The sequence below is a fragment of the Roseospira visakhapatnamensis genome, from assembly GCF_014197915.1.
In the GTDB taxonomy this organism is placed as follows: Bacteria; Pseudomonadota; Alphaproteobacteria; order Rhodospirillales; family Rhodospirillaceae; genus Rhodospira; species Rhodospira visakhapatnamensis.
The window spans coordinates 139,322-157,762 of sequence record NZ_JACIGK010000005.1 but is presented as its reverse complement, the minus strand read 5'-3'; the positions used below and the strand labels follow the sequence as shown (position 1 = coordinate 157,762).

Sequence of the window (18,441 nt, the reverse complement as noted above, 5' to 3'; positions counted from 1 at the left end):
GACGCCGCGAGAGGCCGGCCGGGGACATCGGGCGAACAGGCCGGGGCGCCGGACCCGCGCCGGGGGTGGACGGCGCGCAGTCTAGTGCGCCGGGCGGGACCCCCTCAATGCGGTTTTCGCGGCGTCGCCTGTCGCGTGACGGGCGATGTCCGGGTGATGGTCCCATGATTTTGTTCTTGAAATGTTCGCGAAACCGGTCCATGTGACGGGGATGATACCGCACCGACCCCGGCCTTCCGACGTCCGGTCTTCGGACACGCGCGGCGCCCGGTCCAATCCGGACGGGCGTTTCGAGGCGGTGCGCCATGACGCCGAGGACGACGGCTGGGGGACCCTCGACCGCGCCCGGCGGGGCCGCCCGGGAGAGTCCGAGGGGGGTGGGGACGACGCCTGGGAGGACCCTTGTGAGGATCCCTGGGGGCCGCCGCCGTCCCCGCGCACCCGGCTGGAGGTGGACCACAGCCGCGCGGTGCTGACCCGCAACAGGTCCCCCGACGTTCCCTTCGACCGCTCGGTCAACCTGTACCGGGGCTGCGAGCACGGCTGCATCTACTGCTACGCCCGTCCCACCCATGCCTACCTGGGCCTGTCGCCGGGGCTGGACTTCGAGACCCGGCTGTTTCACAAGCCCGACGCGGCCGCGCAGCTTGAGGCCGCCTTGCGCAAACCCGGCTACCGCCCGGCGCCCATCGCCTTCGGCACCAACACCGATCCCTATCAGCCGGTCGAGCGGCGCCTGGGCCTGATGCGTCAGGTGCTGGGGGTGCTGTCGGCTTTCCACCACCCCCTGACCATCACCACCAAGTCGGCGCTGGTCGACCGCGATCTGGACCTGCTGGCCGACATGGCGGGCCGCCGGCTGGTGGCCGTGGCGCTGTCGATCACCACCCTCGACCGCGATCTGGCCCGCCGCCTGGAGCCCCGCGCCAGCCCGCCGGCGGCGCGCTTGCGGACGATTCGGCGGCTGAGCGAGGCCGGCGTGCCGGCGATGGTGTTGGTGGCGCCGGTGATTCCGGGCCTGACCGATGCCGAGGTGGAGCGCATCCTGGAGTCGGCGGCCGGCGCCGGCGCGCGTCAGGCGGGCTATACCCTGGTGCGTCTGCCCGGTGAGGTGGAGGGCCTGTTCCGGGAGTGGCTGGAGGCGCACGCGCCGGACCGCGCGCGGCGCGTGATGAGCCTGATCGATGCCCATCGCACCGGGTCCGGTGATCCGGGGCGTTTTCATGTGCGCATGCGCGGCGCGGGCGAACAGGCGCGCCTGCTCGCCCGGCGGTTCGCCGTGGCGCGCGCGCGCCTGGGCTTGTCCGACCGGGCGCCGGAGCTGGCATGCGATCGCTTCGCCCCGCCGCCCCGTCCGGGCGATCAGTTGCGGCTGTTGTGAGGGGCGGACCTACTCGCCCCGGACGAACGTGGCCGCGAAGGTCGCCGGGACGACCATGCTGATCTGGTCCAGCCCGGCCACCGCGCGCAGCTTCTCGATGCCCTCGGCGACGGCGTAGTCGTCGGCCTGCACCATCACCAGGCGCAGCGGCCGGACCAGGATCCGGTTCTCGCTCAGCCGTGTGACCGCCAGCGGCAGGGGCAGGTCGTGAGCCTCGCCCATCAGCGACAGCTTGGCGGTGACGTCGCGCTCCACGCTCTCGCCCACCGGCAGGTCGGCCAGATCGCTCACCGGCACCTGGGCCGTGATCCGGGCCACCGGGAACGTGGCGACGTTGAACAGCATGTCGCGCATGCGGTCGTCGCGCAGGTCGATTCCGGTGCTGACCGAGGCCAGGTCGATGACCACGTCGACCGCGCCCGAGTCGTCCACAGTGCCGCTGAGGGCGCGGAACTCGTGGACCTCGCCGATATGGCCGGCCTTGATGGAGCCGAAGCTGAGGGTCGAGGCATCGGGATCCAGCGTCCAGCCGGCGGCGTGGGCGGCCTGGGCCGTGGTCAGGGTCCACAGCAGGGCCAGGGATAGGGCCAGGGGACCGGTCGGCAGCAACGGCCGGAGGCGACGACCCGGCCGCGTGGCGGGGGCGATGGCCGTGGCGTGGGATAACGGGGATCGGCGCCGAGTCATGGACCAGAACGTCATGGGGGGAGTCCTCCCTGTCGTGAACGGCCCTCTGACGGGGCCGGCGCGGGGCCTTGTGACGGATGACGTGTGTGCCCCGCGTGACTCACGTGGTCCCGCGAGGGGGCGCCGTCGAGGGGGGCGCCCCCGGGAATGTCACGCCGGACCCCGCCGTTGACCGGGGCCGGCGATTGGTCTAGGCCCACATCCGTCCCCCCGTCGGGACGTGTTGTTCCCTTCCCACGAGGATCCCGCATCCATGAAGCGCATCTTCTCCGGCGTCCAGCCGACCGGAAACCTGCACCTGGGCAACTATTTGGGCGCCATTCGCAATTGGGTGCGCTTGCAGCGGGAGTACGAAAGCATCTTCTGCGTGGTGGACCAGCACGCCATCACGCAGTGGCAGGATCCGGCGGACCTGACCCGCACCACGCGCGAGGTGACCGCCGCCTTTCTCGCCGCCGGCATCGATCCCGAGGCGTGCGTCATCTTCCACCAGTCGGCGGTGCCCGGGCACGCGCAACTGGCCTGGGTGCTCAACTGCGTGGTCCGCATGGGCTGGATGAACCGCATGACCCAGTTCAAGGAAAAGGCCGGCAAGCACAAGGAGAACGCCTCGGTCGGCCTATTCGCCTATCCGGCGCTGATGGCCGCCGACATCCTGCTGTACAAGGCCACCCATGTGCCGGTCGGCGAGGACCAGAAGCAGCATCTGGAACTGACCCGGGATGCCGCCCAGAAGTTCAACAACGACTTCGGCCGCGAGGTGTTCCCGCTGACCGAACCGCTGATCCTGGGCGCGGCCACCCGCGTCATGTCGTTGCGCGACGGCACCAGGAAGATGAGCAAGTCCGATCCCTCGGACTTCTCGCGCATCAACCTGACCGACGACGCCGACCTGATCGCCCAGAAGATCCGCAAGGCCAAGACCGACCCGGAACCGCTGCCCTCGGAGATCGCCGGCCTGGAAACGCGGCCGGAGGCGGCCAACCTGGTGGGCATCTACGCCGCCCTGTCGGACACCAGTCCCGAGGCGGTGCTGTCGGAGACCGGCGGCTGGGCCTTCAGCCAGTTCAAGCAGGCGCTGACCGATTTGGCGGTGGAGACGCTGGGGCCCATGACCGCCGAGATGGCGCGTTTGCTCGCCCACCCGGACGAGGTGGACGCGGTGCTGCGGCGCGGCGCGGCGCGCGCCCAGACCATCGCCGGTCCGGTGCTGGACGAGGTCTACGAGACCGTCGGCTTCCTGCGGGTGTGAGCGGGGGCCCGCCGCCTGTGGTGATCCGCGTGTCTGGAGACGAGGAGACCGGCTCATGTCGACGCGGATCATCGAGAGCGGGGACGTCAGGATCTGGACGGACTCCAGAGGCGACGATCGGGGGACGCCCGTTCTCCTGATCTCTGGCGCCAATGCCACGGCGATGATGTGGCCGGATCCGTTGGTGGATCGGCTGGCCGAAACCGGGCGCCGCGTCATCCGATACGACCACCGTGACACCGGTCTTTCGAGCAAGGTCGATTTTGATGGGTCCCCGTACAGCGTCGAAGACCTGAGTCGTGACGCGGTGGCGGTCCTTGATGGATTGGGTGTTTCTCGTGCCCATGTGGTGGGGCTGTCGCTGGGCGGAACCATCGCGCAGCTTCTGGCCATCGACCACCCGGATCGACTGATCTCCATGACGGCCATGATGACGGCTGCCCTGGACGTGGACTTCGCCACGGCCTATCGGGCCGCCCTGGTCGGCGCATCCGTCTCCGGCGGGTTGCCGGGGCCGAGGGTGGAGGTCTTGCGCGCGTTCGAGCCACCGGCCGCCGATCAACGCACGGAACTGGACCGGCGCGTGCGGCAATGGCGACTGCTGGCGGGTGACGCCCTGCCGTTCGACGACGCCGACTACAGGGGGCGTGAACGGCGGGACACGGCGCGGTGCGGAACCCACGTGCCGGCCACCAACCACGCCCGGGCAACGCCGGTTGCGCTCTCGCGGGCGTCGGGGCTTCGCGCCATCTCGATCCCGGTGCTGATCCTGCAGGCGGGACAGGATCCGCTCAACCCGCCGCCACACGGTAAGCATCTTGCCGACAGTATTCCCGGGGCGACGCTGGTGACGATCGACTCGCTGGGGCACGCGCTTCCCGCGACCCTCTTCAGGGTCATCGCCGATACCCTTGCGGCGCACTGGCGCGCGGCCGAGGTCTCATGACGACGCCGGCGAGCCCGTAGGGCGGGGCACCACGAGAGGCGGTTGCTGGAGGCCGGGGCGGGGTGGGGGCGTGTCACGGATCGCCCCCCCCCCCGCGTGTCCAATGACCGCTCAGTCCCCGCTCGCGGTGCCGCCGAGGACGTCCATCTGGCCGCGAATCTGGCCGCCTTCCTCCACCACGATGGCGGCGTACTGCACGTTGCCCTCAATGCGGCCCCCGGCGCGCAGCGTCAGGCGCCGCTTGACGATCAGGTTGCCCTCGAAGCGTCCGGAGATGTCCGCCTCCTGAATCGAGGCGGTGCCCCGGAACAGGCCGCTCTCGGCGACCTCGATGGCCTCGGCGTCGTTCAGGTCGGCCTCCACCGTGCCTTCCACCACCAGGCGGTCGCAGGCGCTGATCTGACCGTTGAGCTGGATGCCCCGGCCGACGATCAGGTTCTTGGCCTCGCCGCTGTCGCGGCCGACGGACGGCGCGGGCGTCAGGCCGGGCGGCGACAGGCTGGCCGGCTCGCTGTCCGGCGACGGGCTCTTGGGCGTCTCGGTCCGCCCGTGCAGCGGCGGTTCCGGACGGTAGGCGCCGGTCTGCGGCTTGACCGGGACCCCGGGCTTGAAGCTGGGCGAACTCACCGGTCCCGTATCCGGCGGCTGGAACCCACCGCCCTTGCCGTCGCCACTGGCCTCGACGCGGTCGCCGTCAACGGAGCCCTGGACACCGCCGGACGGCCGGCCCTGCTGGGGGGAATTGAAGAACGCCATCGGTGGACGGTCCCTTCCTGAAAAGATCACGGTGGAACGAGATCGGTGGTGGAGTCACGACGGACCAGGCCCCGGCGCGGCGGATGCGCGGGAGCCTGTCCGACCGCCGACAGATTACGCGGACGACGGCTCGGCCCGCAACGCCTGCACGACGTGGACCATGAAGGCCGTGGCCACCAGGGGCGCCAGCAGGTTGACGACCGGCACCACCATCATGCCGGCGATGGCCATGCCGGCCAGTGTCAGCGTCTTGCGATGGCGGCGCCGGTCGGCGCGCATCTCGGCGCTGGTCTGACGCCGGGCGGCCACCATTTCCTGGTACTCCCGTCCCAGCAGGTAGCCGTTCAACAGCAGGAACAGCACCACGTTGGCCGCCGGCATGAGGATGTACAACGGCAGCGCCGCCAGGTTCAGCAGCAGGGCGGTTCCGGCGAAGGACGCGGCCCCCAGGATGCTTTCGGTCATCGGCACGTCGCGGGGGGGCGGCAGGGTGGGGTAGTGGCGGGCCTCGACCGCGTCGGCCACCTGCTCCAGGAACAGGCCGACAAAGGCGGTGACCACCACGGGGACGAAGATCAGCGCCACGATGATGGCGCCCAGGCCGCTGGCGATGTCGATCACGGTGTCCAGCCAAGCCGGCTGGATCACCTCCACCGAGCCCAGGCCCACCCACAAGGCGATCACCAGGGCCACATAGCAGCCGGCGGTGAGGCCGAGGCTGAGCATCAGGGGGCGGCGCACGCGGGGGTCGCTGACTTGCGCGACGGCCTTGGCGAAGGCGGTGATCAGCATGGGGGCGGTATCCTCTTTGCCGAACATGAGGCAGGCCATGGGGCGAACCATGGGCGGGGGATGCGGGTTGGGGGCGTGGCGTGGGGGCCTCGCGAACGGGGATGGGCTTCAACGTAGGCCGCGGCGCGCCAGGATGCCAGTCCCGAGGCCGTCCGCGAAATGCCCGAGTCTTTGAGATCGTTTTGTTTCGTAAACGGGCATGGGTCCGTGACACGGGACCTGAGTGGGGGAGATGGTTATTCCGGACAAGCAAGAAGGTGACATTTGATAGGGGTTGGAGGGCTTCGGGCTCCGCCATTTGGTGCTAGTCTTAAGATATGTGAAAGTTGTATTGCAATTTGGGGCGGAAAAGCGCTATACTCTTAATCGTGATGGACGGTGCCGCACGGTCGAGTTTTGGCCAGCGGTGAGGCGGCCGCTCCGTTGTCGTCGTGACCTTTGGGAGGTCGCCGGACCTTTTCTTGAGTATCTCCGGTCATTTTTAGGGTTTTTTCGGTGTGCATCGCGGGGAGTCCCGCCTTTCGATAGCGTCGTGTGGTTCGTCCGGGAGGGCGCCGACCCGAGTCCTCCTTCGCATGCGCAACCAATTTTATTGCGCGACGGCCCCCGGCTCGGTTATGAAATTACTCGACCGCCATGGGGAGGTACTCCTCACGCGGGGTTTGGGCCGGTTTGAGCCGAAACCCCAGTGCCGGAATGTGGGCCATCATCACGACCCGAACACCAGAACCGGGCCAGAACCGGGACGGCAAGGTCGAAGAAGAACGGGGCCGGACAACAGGGAAGGCTTCAGATCGCGCCCCGGGCGCGACGGAAGAGACGGAACGGAACAGGAGCCGCGCGCGACCGCGAGCCGCACGGCGCGAAAGGACGCGCGTGGCACACCGAAAAAAGCCGGAAACGGCCCCAGACGGGAACGAGGAGGAACGGAGACGTGCTGTACCATCTCCATGAGCTCAACCAGAACGCCATGCTGCCGATGCGGTGGATGGCCCAGGCCGTCAACATGATGGCCACCCATCCGATGATGCCCGCCAGCCACACCGGCCTGGGCCGCACCGTGGCCGCCGGCACCGACGTGTTCGAGCGCATGACGCGCCGCTACCCCAAGCCGGCGTTCGGGCTGGACGAGACCGTCGTCGATGGCCGCCTGGTCCCGGTGGTGGAGCGCGAGCTGGTCAGCCGTCCGTTCGGCTCCCTGATCCATTTCGAGCGGCAGCTCCACGAGCCCCGCAACGATCCCAAGATCCTGGTGGTGGCCGCCCTGTCGGGCCATTACGCGACCCTGATGCGCGGCACCGTCCAGGCGCTGTTGCCGGAGCATGACGTCTACATCACCGACTGGCACAACGCCCGCGACATCCCGCTGTGGGTCGGTGACTTCACCATGACCGACTATGTCGATCACGTGACCGAATACCTGCGCCTGCTGGGTCCGGACTGCGCGGTGCTGGCGGTGTGTCAGCCGGGCGTGCCGGTGCTGGCCGCCGCCTCGCTGATGGCGGAGGACGACGATCCCGCGCGGCCGCACTCCATGATCCTGATGGGCAGCCCCATCGACACGCGGGTCAGCCCGACGGCGGTGAACCAGTACGCCGAAAGCAAGGACATGGACTGGTTCCGCAAGAAGGTCATCCAGACCGTGCCGGCGCCCTACATGGGCATGGGCCGTCAGGTCTATCCGGGCTTCCTGCAGCTCAGCGGGTTCATGGCCATGAACATGGACCGCCACATGGACGCCTATAAGGAATACTTCAATCATCTGGTCGAGGGCGATGGCGACTCGGCGGCGTCCCATCGTGCGTTCTATGACGAATACCTCGCGGTCCTGGATCTGACCGCCAGCTTCTACCTCGAGACCCTGGAGGTCGTGTTCAAGGAACATCACCTGCCCGAGGGCCGCATGATGATCGGTGACCGTCTGGTGAAGCCGTCGGCCATCACCGACATCGCCCTGTTCACCGTCGAGGGCGAGAAGGACGACATCACCGGGCTGGGCCAGACCGAGGCGTCGCACGACCTGGTGTCCAGTCTGCCCGCCGAATTGCAGGGCCATATGGTGTGTCCGGGCGTTGGACACTACGGCATTTTCAATGGTCGCCGCTGGCGCGAGATGATCTTGCCGCGCGTGTCCGCGTTCATCCACGAGCAGCGCGTGCGCAAGGGTTTCGCCGGACCGATGGAGACCTGCAACCTCGACGCCACGCTGGCGGTGGACGACCGCATCATCCGCACCGGCAGCGAGGAGGAAGAGCGCGTGGACGAGCCCCGGCCCGGCGCCGCGCGGCCCCGGACCCGCGCGGCCAAGCCGGCGACGCCGCGTCGTCCGGTGCCGGTCGCCGAGCCCGCCACCCGCGAGACCAAGAAGGAGGTCGAGCCGGCGGTGCGTGTCGCCGCCGGCGCGGCCGGGGACGCGGTCGCCGCTCCCACCGCGCTGCCCGGGCGGTCCACGCCGCGCCGTCAGTCGGGCGCCCGCGCGGTGCGCCGCCCGTCGTCCGTGGATCCGTCCTCCGCCTGACCGGTCCGACCGCGGGGCACGGGACCCCGCATCCGGCAACCCGCCCCCGGCTTGAGCTTCGGGGGCGGGTTTGTCTATGCTGGACGCCCGCCGGGGGTGGGCGCGCCGGAGCATGCCCCACCATGGTGGTATGCCCTCTCGGGCCATGCCCTCTCTGACCAAACGGGGGGGACACCATGCCCGTGTCGTCGGCATGGACCGCCGCCGCCTGGTTTTCGCCCGCTTCGTCGCTGAAGGATCCGTCCCGCCCATGACCTCCCCCCGTTTTGACGTCGTCGCCATCGGCAACGCCATCGTTGACGTGCTGGCCCACGCCGATCAGGCCTTCCTGGACCGGCACGGCATGCCCAAGGGCGCCATGACCCTGATCGATGCCGCGCGAGCCGACATGCTGTACGACCAGATGGGGACGGGCGTGGAGGTTTCGGGGGGCTCGGCGGCCAACACGGTGGCCGGGCTGGCCGCGCTGGGGACCCGCGCGGCGTACATCGGCAAGGTGGCCGACGACGCCCTGGGGCGCATCTTCCGCCACGACATCACCGCCATCGGCGCGCACTACGCCACGGCGGCCCTGGTCAATGGCGCCGACGGGGCCGACAAGTCCACCGCCCGGTGCCTGATCCTGGTCACGCCGGACGGCCAGCGCACCATGAACACCTATCTCGGCGCCTGTACCGCCCTGGGTCCCGACGACATCGACGAGGACGTGGTGGCCGGCAGCCTGATCACCTATGTCGAGGGGTATCTCTGGGACGAACCCGGCGCCAAGGCGGCCATCCGCAAGGCCGCCGCCATCGCCCACGAGGCCGGCCGCAAGGTGGCGTTCACCTTGTCGGACAGCTTCTGCGTGGACCGCCACCGGGACGAATTCCTCGACCTGACCAGCGGCAACCTCGTCGACGTGCTGTTCGCCAACGAGGCGGAACTCAAGGCGCTCTACCAGACCGATGACCTGGAAACCGCCGTGGCGGCGGTCCGGGACCATGTCGACGTGGCCGCCGTCACGCGCAGCGCCCACGGCTCCCTGGTGGTGGCTGGCCACGACCGCGACATCGTCAGCGTTCCCGCCGAGCCGATCGACACGGTGGTGGATACCACGGGGGCCGGTGATCTATACGCCGCCGGATTCCTGCGGGGCCTGACCTCTGGCCGGAGCCTGGCGGACTGCGCCCGCATGGGCGGTGTCTGCGCCGCCGAGGTGATCAGCCACTTCGGCGCCCGTCCCGAGGTGCCGTCCCTGGCGGACCTGGTGAGCGACCGCATGGGCCGGGCGGCCTGATCCGATCCGACCCGCGCGCACCGGCGCCGCCGTCAGGCGGCGTGGTCTTCGTGGGTGCCGTCACAGACATCGTTGGACCGGCGCGCGGCCAGCAGGTGCGCGTCGGGCATGTGGGCCAGACCGGAGTCGCGCACATAGCAGCGCGCCAGGCTGTCGGCGGCGGCTGCGGCGGTGGCCCGGGTGCCGAACAGGCGTGTCCAGACGGCGCGCGCGCTGGCCTTCATCAAGTCGGCAAGATACCGGTCACGCTCCTGACGCGCGATCATTTCGATCCCGAGAGGAGTGTCGCTGTCGAACGGGGCGGTACTCATGATCAGTTGTCCTTCCTTGGCATGAGTCGGACAGGTTTCAAAAAGAAATACCCACTTCCGACTCCTGGTCTTTTCATGATGTCACCCGTAATCTAGGTCCAAATGGCCGTTTCTGGTCATGCAATTCTTGCAGTGCCGAAACGCACGGCTCCCATGGGCGCCCCTGACTAAAGCCTAGGATAACGATCGTGCGGTTGATTCCAGGACCCGGCTTCGACACGATTAGAGGCAGAGCGTGGAACGGCACACCCCAGGAGCCTGCTGTCACAACGGAGTCCCGAGGGCGGATGACCAAGGCGGAACCGGGGAACGCGGCGACGGGAGAGCCCGGGATCGCGCATGGCGCTCGAACGCGGTGAGCCCATGGGAAACGTGGTCCTGAAACGGGTCCCACGCCGGACGTGGCCTTAGAGCGAATCCCGAGCGATCCGAACCGGATCGCGACGACGATTTGCTTCAATATCAGAGTCTTAGAGCATGGTCCGTGAGTCCAGACTCACGCACCATGCTCTAGAGGGACCGGCGCCGTTCGGATCGTTTCGAAAGCCGCTCTATTTTATGTTTATGCCAGATATAATGGTCCGCAAATCGTGTAAGTCTGAGCATTCCGGACGGACCCCAACGGAGGACGCTTGCCGATGACCGGCGTCATGGATGATCGCGCCCACATGCTGGCCCATCGCCGCTTCATGGAAGAGGTGGAGATGGCGGTGCGGGCGGCCAACCAGGAGATCATCAGTCACAAGATCCCGCATCTGGATCGCAAGGCGTTCTTCCGTCTGGCTGTGTCCATCGCGCGATTGCGGGCCAACTATCTGGACGCCGTGATCGCGGTGGACTGGGACCACGCCGACGTGGACGAGATGATGCGGGTTCAGGGTCTGCGCACCTTGTACGAGGAGGCCCGCGCCGGCTTCGAGGCGCTGCAACAAGCCTTCGAGCGCGGCTACATCACCCTGGAATCGCGCCAGGCGGGCGGGGCGCAGCGGTGATGCGGGAGCTCCGGGGCCGCCTCCCGGCCAGGGGCCGCCCTGGTCCCGCGCGGATCAGGTGACCACCAGAACGACGCCGTTGTCGATCTCGGTCAGCAAGGGCTGATCATCGGGCAGCCCGGCCATGGCCCGCAGGGCAAGGGCCGCCGCCCGGGCCGCAACGTCGCTGTCGTCCTGGGCGGTCGCGCCGCCACCGGACCGCGTGCCGTCGGCTGGTTCGGCATCGGCGCCGTCGTCCTCAGGATCATCCGGGTCCACCTCCTCCATGTCCAAGGCCATGATCGCGCCGCGCGTGCGCACGACGCCGTCCAGGCAGGCCAGCCAGTCTGGCGGGCGCGTCGCCCAGGGCTGCCCCGGGTTCGCGTCCCAGGCCCGGGTGTCCTCGTCGTCGAGGTCGTCGTCAAGGTCGTCGTCGTCCGCCGTAGTGTCCGGTCCGGGGTCGAGATAGGCGTCGGGGTCGCGGGCCGCGTCCCGAAGCGCCGGTACATAGACATTGGGATCGGGCTCGCAGACCCGGCCCATGCGGTCGTCCAGCCGGTCCATGGCGTGAATCAGCGCGCCCTCGCCCTCTCCCTCCAGCACGATCAGGCGCGGCAGCGTGCCGGCGCCTCCCACCAGGAACGCCTCGGAGTAACCGGTCACCAGGGCCGAGGGCAGGGCGCCGCCGGTGGCCGGCACCACCATCATGGCCAGCGATTCGCCGCGCGCGTGCAGGGCCTCGGCGATGTCGTAGGCCAGCGTCGCCAGGCCCTCGCGCGCGGGCAGGGCATGGGCGCCATAGGGCGTGAAGGGCAGGGCACCGTCCCTGAGCGCCCGGTGGAAGCGCGCGCGGCAGGCGGCCGGCGAGGGGCCATCGGCGACCAGCGGTTCCACCCGCGCCGCGCGCAGGAAGGCCATCACGGCGGCCGGGCAGGGATCGGGCACCACCACCGACATCGGCCGGCCGGACAGCTGCGCCAGGATCACCGCCACCCGGATGGTGTCCGGATCGCCCAGGCAGACCAGCGGCCGGGCGCGCGCCGCCACGGCCGCCCGCTGGCCCACGGCCTCCAGCGCCGCCAGATGGACCAGGATGCCGAACAGCCCGCGCGTGGCCCAGGGCAGGACCGCGTTGGTGGCCTCCAGGCGGCGCACCGGCAGGGCAAGGTCGGCGCTGTCCACCGGCACCTCGGCCACGTCGGCCATCAGCAGCGGTTCACCCAGCAGGTCGGCGGCCCGGCGCGACAGACCGGCGACCAGCTCCACATAGTCCTCGTCGGGCAGCCCCAACTGACGCGCCACATGGTAGGTGGTGAACAGGGTCCGGTAGCGGACGAAGGGGTTGCGGTCCAGGCTTTCCGGAAAGCAAAGCCGGGGGCCGTCGAGGAACCGATAGAGCGCGTGGTCCTGGCCGTCGTCGCTGTCGGCCAGCGGGCAACGCAGTCCCAGCGACTGGGTCAGGGTCACCGGGGTGCCGCAGCCGGTGCAGGCCACCTCGGCGCCGACGCCGGTGGGGCCGAAGTCGGGGGGCAGGGTCATGGCGGGTCCTGTCCTGTGGTCTGGAGGAATGCCGGAAATGGGCGCCCCGGCGGGGCCGGCCGGGGACGGTCCGGCGCGGCCGTCAGGGCGCCGCCTGGCGGGCGATGACGCCGCGCAGGAAGGCGATGCCGGCCTCGACCTGCGCCACGGTGATGAACTCGTTCGGCTGGTGAGCCTGGTCGATGCTGCCCGGCCCACACAGGATGGTGGAGAAGCCGGCCTCCTGGAACTGTCCGGCCTCGGCGGCGAAGGCCACGGCGCTGGTGGTGTTGTCCCCGGTGATGGAGCGCACCAGCCGGTCCGCCTCGGAGTCCGGCTCCAGGCGCAGCGCCGGCGCCGCCGCCAGCAAGGTGGTCTCTATGCCGGTCTCGGGGGCCTGCGCCCGCATCGTCTGCTCCAGCCGGGCACACTCCGCGCGGAAGGCGGCATCCAGACGGCCGGGGTCGTCCTCGGGCATGGAGCGTGTCTCCCACACGAAAAAGCAACTCCGGGCCAGGATGTTCAGGGCCGTTCCGCCCTGGATGACGCCGCAGGAGATGGTCGACCACGGCGGATCGAACAGCGAGTCCGCCCGCGGGTGGTCCGCCCGATCATCGGCCTGACGCGCCAGCCAGGCCACCAGGCGGCCGGCGACCATGACCGCGTTGATGCCCCGGTGCGGCTGGCTGGAATGGGCCTCGCGCCCGGTCACCGACGTGCGCCAGGCGCGGATGCCCTTGTGCGCGCCCACCACCCGCATCTCGGTGGGTTCGCCGACGATGACGGCGCGTACCGGCGGCAGCGTCTCGGCCATGGCGCGGATCATGGCCGGCGCCCCCAGGCAGCCGACCTCCTCGTCATAGGACAGCGCCAGGTGAATGGGCCGTTTCAGGTCGGCGGCCAGCATCTCGGGCAGCAGCGCCAGGGCGATCGCCGAGAAGCTTTTCATGTCGGCGGTGCCGCGCCCGTACAGGTGCCCGTCCCGTTCGGTCAGGATGAAGGGGTCCGTGTCCCAGGGCTGGCCGTCCACGGGCACCACGTCGGTATGCCCGCTGAGCACCACGCCGCCCGGCGCGTCCGGGCCGATGGTGGCGAACAGGTTGGCCTTGGTGCCGTCGGCGTTGGGAACCAGGGTTGACGGAATGTCATGGGCGGCGAGATGGTCGCGCACGAAGTGGATCAGGCCCAGGTTGGACTCGCGCGAGGTGGTGTCGAACCCCACCAGGCGCGCGATCATGGCGATGCCCCGGGCGCGGGCATCGGACTCGGGCGGCCGTGGGGCCGGGCCATGGGGTGGCATGGAACCCTCCAGACGAGTTCGGGGGGCGGAGAACCGGGGATCCGCTCCGGGTGGGTCAAGTCAGGTCGAACGCGGGGCGCCGCGCCGGGGGGCGCGATGCGATCCCCGTGCCATACACCATGGGGGCCGCCTCCGCCAGCGATGGACGGGCCGAGCGCCGGGTTGCCCCGGCGGGCCGCCGCTGGCTATAACCGCGCCAGGGAAAGGCCGGCGGGTCCGTCGAGGGACCGCTGGCCTTCATCATCATGGGGCAGTGGGAGACCGATTCGTGACCGTCGTCAGCATGACCGGCTTCGCCCGGGCGCAGGGGCGCCTGGAGGTGTCCCAAGAGGGGGCGTCCGGCGAGTCGCCGGGCGCGTCCTGGATCTGGGAGGTCCGCAGCGTCAATGGCCGGGGCCTGGATGTGCGCATGCGCCTGCCCCAGGGATTCGAATCCCTGGACGGCCCGGCGCGGGCGGCCGTGGCGCGTCACGTGGTCCGGGGCAACGTCAGCCTGACCCTGCAGGTGGAGGCCGCGCGCGACGGCACCGCCTGCGTGGTCAATCAGGTGCTGCTGGAGTCCCTGGCGACCCTGGCCACCGACCTGGCCCGGCGGCATCCGGATCTGGCGCCCGCGCGCATCGACGGCCTGATGGGGTTGCGGGGTGTGCTGGACCTGGCCAACACCGAGGTCGCCACCGGTCCCGAGGCCGAGGCGGCCCGGGCGCGGCGCGACGAGGCCCTGCTGGCCGGGCTGGAGCAGGCCATGGACGGGCTGAGCGCGGCGCGGCGCGCGGAGGGCGCGCGTCTCGCCGACGTGTTGACCGGGATCCTGGATCAGATCGACACGCTGCGGGCGCGGGCAGGCGCCCTGGCGGCCACCCAGCCCGAGGCGCTGCGCGAGCGCCTGCGCCAGCAGGTGGCGGCACTTCTGGATGTCACGCCGATGCCCTCGGAGGAACGGTTGCACCAGGAAGCGGCCATCCTCGCCGTCAAGGCGGACGTGCGCGAGGAACTGGACCGGCTGAGCGCCCATATCGGGGCGGCGCGTGACCTGCTGGCCACGGAGGGCGTCGTGGGCCGGCGGCTGGACTTCCTGTGTCAGGAGTTCAACCGCGAGGCCAACACCCTGTGTTCCAAGTCCACCGACTCCGACCTGACCGCCCTGGGCCTGGCCCTGAAGGCGGCCATCGACCAGCTTCGCGAGCACGTGCAGAACATCGAGTGATCGTGGCGATCCGCGAGGCCGGCCGGCGCGCCCATCGCTGGCCGTGCCCGTCGGCCCTCCGCTCCCCCCTCCTTCCGCCGCCAACGGGACGCGTACCGTGACTGACGAACCGCAGGGCGCCCGCGATCAGGGCCCGGACCATCACGCCATCCACCGCCGGGGCCTGATGCTGGTGCTGTCCTCGCCGTCCGGGGCCGGCAAGTCCACCGTCACCCGCGCCCTGCTGGCGGGGGATGACGCCCTCTCGCTGTCGGTGTCCGTCACCACCCGGCCGCCTCGCCCGGGCGAGGTGGACGGCCGCGATTACCGGTTCATCGACGAGCATCAGTATCGCGCGCTGGTCGCGTCCGACGGCCTGCTGGAACACGCCCGGGTGTTCGACAACTACTATGGAACGCCGCGCGGACCGGTCGAGGCCGAACTCGCGGCCGGCCGCGACGTGCTGTTCGACATCGACTGGCAGGGCACCCAGCAACTGGCCGAGACGGCGGGGAGCGACCTGGTGCGCGTGTTCATCCTGCCGCCGTCGATGGCCGAACTGGAGCGGCGTTTGCATACGCGCGCCCAGGATTCGGACGAGGTGGTGCGCCATCGCATGGCCCGCGCCGCCGACGAGATGAGCCACTGGCCGGAGTACGACTACATTGTCGTCAACCGCGTGGTGAACCAGGCCATCGCCGACGTGCGCGCCATCCTGACGGCCGAGCGGCTGCGGCGGCAGCGCCAGCTTGGTCTGGCCGGGTTCGTCAACGCCATGCGCGGCGCGCCGTGACCGGCGCCGCGATCGGGGCCGCGATCCAGGACGAGGAACACGCCCATGCTGGTCGTCACGCCATGGCTGTCGATCCCGGATGACGAGATTGAGGAACGCTTCGCCCGCGCCTCCGGTCCCGGCGGACAGAACGTCAACAAGGTGGAAACGGCCGTCCAGTTGCGCTTCGACGCGCGCGGCTCCCGGGTTCTGACGGACGAGGTGAAGGGGCGCCTGGAACGGCTGGCCGGGCGCCGCCTGACCCGGGACGGCGTTCTGGTGCTGGTCGCCGATCGTTTCCGCCAGCAGGAGCGCAACCGCGCCGACGCCCGCGAGCGTCTGGGCGCGTTGGTGCGCGCCGCGCTGGAGCGCCCGCGTCCGCGCACCGCCACGCGCCCCACCAAGGCGTCACGGGTGCGCCGCGTGGAGACGAAGGTCCGGCGCGGCCGGGTCAAGGCCATGCGCGGCCGGTCCGGCGACGACGGGTAGGGGGTGGGCGACCCGGCCGCCCCGTCCTATCGCCCCGTCCTATCGCCCCGTCCTATCGCCCCGTCCTGGACGAGGTCCGTCCCGTCTTCTTCCGGCCCTTCGGTCCGCTGCCCCGGTTCGGCCGGCGCGTGTCGGCCTCGGCGCGGCGCACCGAGGCCAGCAGCGGATTGACGGCCGGTCCATCGCCGGTCGCCGCGGCGCCCTCGGCGGGCAAGCCCAGGTCCAGGGCCTCCAGCCGCTTGATCTCGTCGCGCAGGCGGGCGGCTTCCTCGAACTCCAGGTCGGCGGCGGCGGCGCGCATGCGCTGGTCCAGGTCCGCGATGTGCGTGCGCAGGTCCTGGCCCACGCGGTGGTCCACGTCGCCGGCGGCCCCCGCGTCCACGGTGACATAATCGTGTTCGGCCACGGTTTGCAGCACATCGGCGATGCGCGCCCGCACGCTGGCCGGCGTGATGCCGTGCTCGGTGTTGTAGGCCTGCTGCTTCTCGCGGCGGCGGTTGGTCTCGTCGATGGCGTAGCGCAGGCTGTCGGTCAGGGTATCGGCGTACAGCAGCACCCGGCCCTCGACGTTGCGCGCCGCGCGGCCGATGGTCTGCACCAGCGAGGTCCTGGAGCGCAGGAAGCCTTCCTTGTCGGCGTCCAGGATGGCCACCAGGGCGCATTCGGGGATGTCCAGGCCCTCGCGCAGCAGGTTGATCCCCACCAGCACGTCGAAGGCGCCGATGCGCAGGTCGCGGATGATCTCGATGCGCTCCAGGGTATCCACGTCGGAGTGCATGTAGCGCACCCGGATGCCCTGTTCCGACAGGTACTCGGTCAGGTCCTCGGCCATGCGCTTGGTGAGCGTGGTCACCAGCACCCGCTGGCCCTTGGCGGCGCACACGCGGGCCTCGGACAGCAGGTCGTCCACCTGGTGCTCCACCGGGCGGATGAGGCACACCGGGTCGATCAGGCCGGTGGGCCGGATGACCTGCTCGACGAACACGCCGCCGGTGCGCTCCAGCTCCCACGGACCCGGGGTGGCGGAGACGAACACCGACTGCGGGCGCATGGCCTCCCACTCCTCGAACTTGAGCGGCCGGTTGTCGACGCAGGAGGGCAGGCGGAAGCCGTACTCGGCCAGCGTGTTCTTGCGCTGGAAGTCGCCCCGGGCCATGCCGCCGATCTGGGGCACGGTGACGTGGCTTTCGTCCACGAACAGCACGGCATCCTCGGGCAGGTATTCGAACAGGGTGGGCGGTGGCGCGCCGGGCGGGCGGCCGGTCAGGTGGCGGGAGTAGTTCTCGATGCTCTTGCAGTGACCGGTGGTCTCGATCATCTCCAGGTCGAAGGTGGTGCGCTGCTCCAGCCGCTGGGCCTCCAGAAGCTTCCCCGACTCGTGCAGGGCCGCCAACTTTTCCTTCAGTTCCGCCTTGATGGTGCGCACGGCCTGGGACAGGGCCGGGCGGGGCGTGACGTGGTGACTGGCCGGATAGACGGTGACGGTGTCCAGGGTATCGGTGCGATCGCCGGTCAGCGGATCGAACTCGGTGATCGCCTCCACCTGGTCGCCGAACAGCGAGACACGCCAGGCGCGGTCCTCGTGGTGGGCGGGGAAGATCTCCACCACGTCGCCGCGCGCCCGGAAGGTGCCCCGCGTGAAGGCGATGTCGTTGCGGCTGTACTGCAGCTCCACCAACCCGCGCAACAGGACGTCGCGATCGACGGTCTCGCCCGTGGTGACGGTGACCACCATGCGGGAATAGGATTCAACGGCGCCGATGCCGTAGATGCAGGATACCGAGGCGACGATGATCACATCGCGGCGTTCCAGCAGGGCGCGGGTCGCCGCATGGCGCATGCGGTCGATCTGCTCGTTGATGCTGGAGTCCTTCTCGATGTAGGTGTCCGTGCGCGGAACGTAGGCTTCCGGCTGGTAGTAGTCGTAGTAGGAAACGAAGTACTCCACGGCGTTGTCCGGGAAGAACTGCGTCATCTCCCCATACAACTGCGCGGCCAGCGTCTTGTTGGGCGCCAGGATCAGCGCCGGCCGCCCCGCGTTGGCGATCACCGTGGCCATGGTGAAGGTCTTGCCCGAGCCGGTCACCCCCAGCAGCACCTGGTCGCGGTCACCGGCCTCCAGACTCTGGGTCAGCTCGGTGATGGCCTGTGGCTGGTCGCCGGCCGGGGTGTAGTCCGAGGCCAGACGAAACGACGCGCGCGGCCCGGCGGGCTGGCGATCGTAGAGGGGCAGAAGAAGAGGGGCGGTGCTCATGCCTGGAGGATAGGCAGAGTCGCCCCGAG

General features: G+C 70.0%; 16 protein-coding genes. 9 read left to right on the top strand and 7 right to left on the bottom strand.

Annotation, left to right across the window (positions count from 1 at the left end; all coding sequences use genetic code 11):
* The first annotated feature begins 298 nt into the window (after positions 1-298).
* Complete coding sequence (locus GGD89_RS04975; RefSeq protein WP_343058540.1) at positions 299-1,381, top strand: PA0069 family radical SAM protein; 1,083 nt, start codon at positions 299-301, stop codon at positions 1,379-1,381.
* A 9-nt stretch (positions 1,382-1,390) separates the two neighbouring features.
* On the opposite strand, the gene GGD89_RS04970 is transcribed toward GGD89_RS04975, so the two are convergent.
* A complete protein-coding gene (locus tag GGD89_RS04970) occupies positions 1,391-2,083 on the bottom strand; it encodes a YceI family protein (protein WP_184043004.1) in 693 nt (230 codons plus the stop codon).
* Positions 2,084-2,321: 238 nt separating this feature from the next.
* Between GGD89_RS04970 and trpS the strand changes: the two genes are divergently transcribed.
* Together trpS and GGD89_RS04960 are read left to right on the top strand one after the other, a co-directional pair.
* On the top strand, positions 2,322-3,320 hold the full coding sequence (trpS, locus tag GGD89_RS04965) for a tryptophan--tRNA ligase (protein WP_184043003.1): 999 nt from the start codon (positions 2,322-2,324) through the stop codon (positions 3,318-3,320).
* Between the two features lie 55 nt (positions 3,321-3,375).
* Positions 3,376-4,266: an alpha/beta fold hydrolase gene (locus GGD89_RS04960; protein WP_184043002.1), complete on the top strand. Its 891-nt coding sequence runs from the start codon at positions 3,376-3,378 to the stop codon at positions 4,264-4,266.
* A gap of 111 nt (positions 4,267-4,377) precedes the next feature.
* Here the strand turns inward: GGD89_RS04960 and GGD89_RS04955 are convergent, their stop codons facing one another.
* Both GGD89_RS04955 and GGD89_RS04950 read right to left on the bottom strand, forming a co-directional pair.
* Positions 4,378-5,022 carry a polymer-forming cytoskeletal protein gene (locus GGD89_RS04955; RefSeq protein ID WP_184043001.1) on the bottom strand — a complete coding sequence of 215 codons (645 nt, stop codon included), beginning with the start codon at positions 5,020-5,022 and terminating at the stop codon, positions 4,378-4,380.
* Between the two features lie 114 nt (positions 5,023-5,136).
* A complete protein-coding gene (locus GGD89_RS04950) occupies positions 5,137-5,814 on the bottom strand; it encodes an EI24 domain-containing protein (RefSeq protein WP_184043000.1) in 678 nt (225 codons plus the stop codon).
* A gap of 934 nt (positions 5,815-6,748) precedes the next feature.
* Between GGD89_RS04950 and GGD89_RS04945 the strand changes: the two genes are divergently transcribed.
* Complete coding sequence (locus tag GGD89_RS04945) at positions 6,749-8,332, top strand: polyhydroxyalkanoate depolymerase (RefSeq protein ID WP_184042999.1); 1,584 nt, start codon at positions 6,749-6,751, stop codon at positions 8,330-8,332.
* A 250-nt stretch (positions 8,333-8,582) separates the two neighbouring features.
* Complete coding sequence (locus tag GGD89_RS04940) at positions 8,583-9,611, top strand: adenosine kinase (RefSeq protein WP_184042998.1); 1,029 nt, start codon at positions 8,583-8,585, stop codon at positions 9,609-9,611.
* A gap of 32 nt (positions 9,612-9,643) precedes the next feature.
* On the opposite strand, the gene GGD89_RS04935 is transcribed toward GGD89_RS04940, so the two are convergent.
* Positions 9,644-9,922 carry a hypothetical protein gene (locus GGD89_RS04935; protein ID WP_184042997.1) on the bottom strand — a complete coding sequence of 93 codons (279 nt, stop codon included), beginning with the start codon at positions 9,920-9,922 and terminating at the stop codon, positions 9,644-9,646.
* Between the two features lie 638 nt (positions 9,923-10,560).
* On the opposite strand from GGD89_RS04935, the gene GGD89_RS04930 reads away from it, so the two are divergent.
* On the top strand, positions 10,561-10,914 hold the full coding sequence (locus GGD89_RS04930) for a hypothetical protein (protein ID WP_246422608.1): 354 nt from the start codon (positions 10,561-10,563) through the stop codon (positions 10,912-10,914).
* Between the two features lie 54 nt (positions 10,915-10,968).
* Here the strand turns inward: GGD89_RS04930 and GGD89_RS04925 are convergent, their stop codons facing one another.
* Both GGD89_RS04925 and argE read right to left on the bottom strand, forming a co-directional pair.
* Positions 10,969-12,432 carry a PALP domain-containing protein gene (locus GGD89_RS04925; RefSeq protein ID WP_184042996.1) on the bottom strand — a complete coding sequence of 488 codons (1,464 nt, stop codon included), beginning with the start codon at positions 12,430-12,432 and terminating at the stop codon, positions 10,969-10,971.
* A gap of 82 nt (positions 12,433-12,514) precedes the next feature.
* Positions 12,515-13,711, bottom strand: a complete 1,197-nt coding sequence (argE, locus tag GGD89_RS04920; RefSeq protein ID WP_184042995.1) for an acetylornithine deacetylase — start codon at positions 13,709-13,711, stop codon at positions 12,515-12,517.
* Positions 13,712-13,979: 268 nt separating this feature from the next.
* Between argE and GGD89_RS04915 the strand changes: the two genes are divergently transcribed.
* The 3 genes from GGD89_RS04915 to arfB all read left to right on the top strand — a co-directional run bounded on the left by GGD89_RS04915 (position 13,980) and on the right by arfB (position 16,158).
* Positions 13,980-14,918 carry a YicC/YloC family endoribonuclease gene (locus GGD89_RS04915; RefSeq protein ID WP_343058539.1) on the top strand — a complete coding sequence of 313 codons (939 nt, stop codon included), beginning with the start codon at positions 13,980-13,982 and terminating at the stop codon, positions 14,916-14,918.
* Positions 14,919-15,084: 166 nt separating this feature from the next.
* Positions 15,085-15,690, top strand: coding sequence for a guanylate kinase (gmk, locus tag GGD89_RS04910; protein ID WP_184043030.1), 606 nt, complete (start codon positions 15,085-15,087; stop codon positions 15,688-15,690).
* Positions 15,691-15,735: 45 nt separating this feature from the next.
* Positions 15,736-16,158: an alternative ribosome rescue aminoacyl-tRNA hydrolase ArfB gene (arfB, locus tag GGD89_RS04905; protein ID WP_184042994.1), complete on the top strand. Its 423-nt coding sequence runs from the start codon at positions 15,736-15,738 to the stop codon at positions 16,156-16,158.
* 52 nt (positions 16,159-16,210) lie between these two features.
* Here the strand turns inward: arfB and uvrB are convergent, their stop codons facing one another.
* Entirely contained in the window at positions 16,211-18,412 is a 2,202-nt protein-coding gene (gene uvrB, locus GGD89_RS04900) for an excinuclease ABC subunit UvrB (RefSeq protein ID WP_184042993.1), read from the bottom strand.
* Positions 18,413-18,441 lie beyond the last annotated feature (29 nt).

Coding starts and splice junctions, on each gene's coding strand:
- GGD89_RS04970 (WP_184043004.1), bottom strand. CDS start 2,083: ATGACGTTCTGGTCCATGACTCGGCGCCGATCCCCGTTATCCCACGCC.
- trpS (WP_184043003.1), top strand. CDS start 2,322: ATGAAGCGCATCTTCTCCGGCGTCCAGCCGACCGGAAACCTGCACCTG.
- GGD89_RS04960 (WP_184043002.1), top strand. CDS start 3,376: ATGTCGACGCGGATCATCGAGAGCGGGGACGTCAGGATCTGGACGGAC.
- GGD89_RS04955 (WP_184043001.1), bottom strand. CDS start 5,022: ATGGCGTTCTTCAATTCCCCCCAGCAGGGCCGGCCGTCCGGCGGTGTC.
- GGD89_RS04950 (WP_184043000.1), bottom strand. CDS start 5,814: ATGCTGATCACCGCCTTCGCCAAGGCCGTCGCGCAAGTCAGCGACCCC.
- GGD89_RS04940 (WP_184042998.1), top strand. CDS start 8,583: ATGACCTCCCCCCGTTTTGACGTCGTCGCCATCGGCAACGCCATCGTT.
- GGD89_RS04935 (WP_184042997.1), bottom strand. CDS start 9,922: ATGAGTACCGCCCCGTTCGACAGCGACACTCCTCTCGGGATCGAAATG.
- GGD89_RS04930 (WP_246422608.1), top strand. CDS start 10,561: ATGACCGGCGTCATGGATGATCGCGCCCACATGCTGGCCCATCGCCGC.
- GGD89_RS04925 (WP_184042996.1), bottom strand. CDS start 12,432: ATGACCCTGCCCCCCGACTTCGGCCCCACCGGCGTCGGCGCCGAGGTG.
- argE (WP_184042995.1), bottom strand. CDS start 13,711: ATGCCACCCCATGGCCCGGCCCCACGGCCGCCCGAGTCCGATGCCCGC.
- gmk (WP_184043030.1), top strand. CDS start 15,085: ATGCTGGTGCTGTCCTCGCCGTCCGGGGCCGGCAAGTCCACCGTCACC.
- arfB (WP_184042994.1), top strand. CDS start 15,736: ATGCTGGTCGTCACGCCATGGCTGTCGATCCCGGATGACGAGATTGAG.
- uvrB (WP_184042993.1), bottom strand. CDS start 18,412: ATGAGCACCGCCCCTCTTCTTCTGCCCCTCTACGATCGCCAGCCCGCC.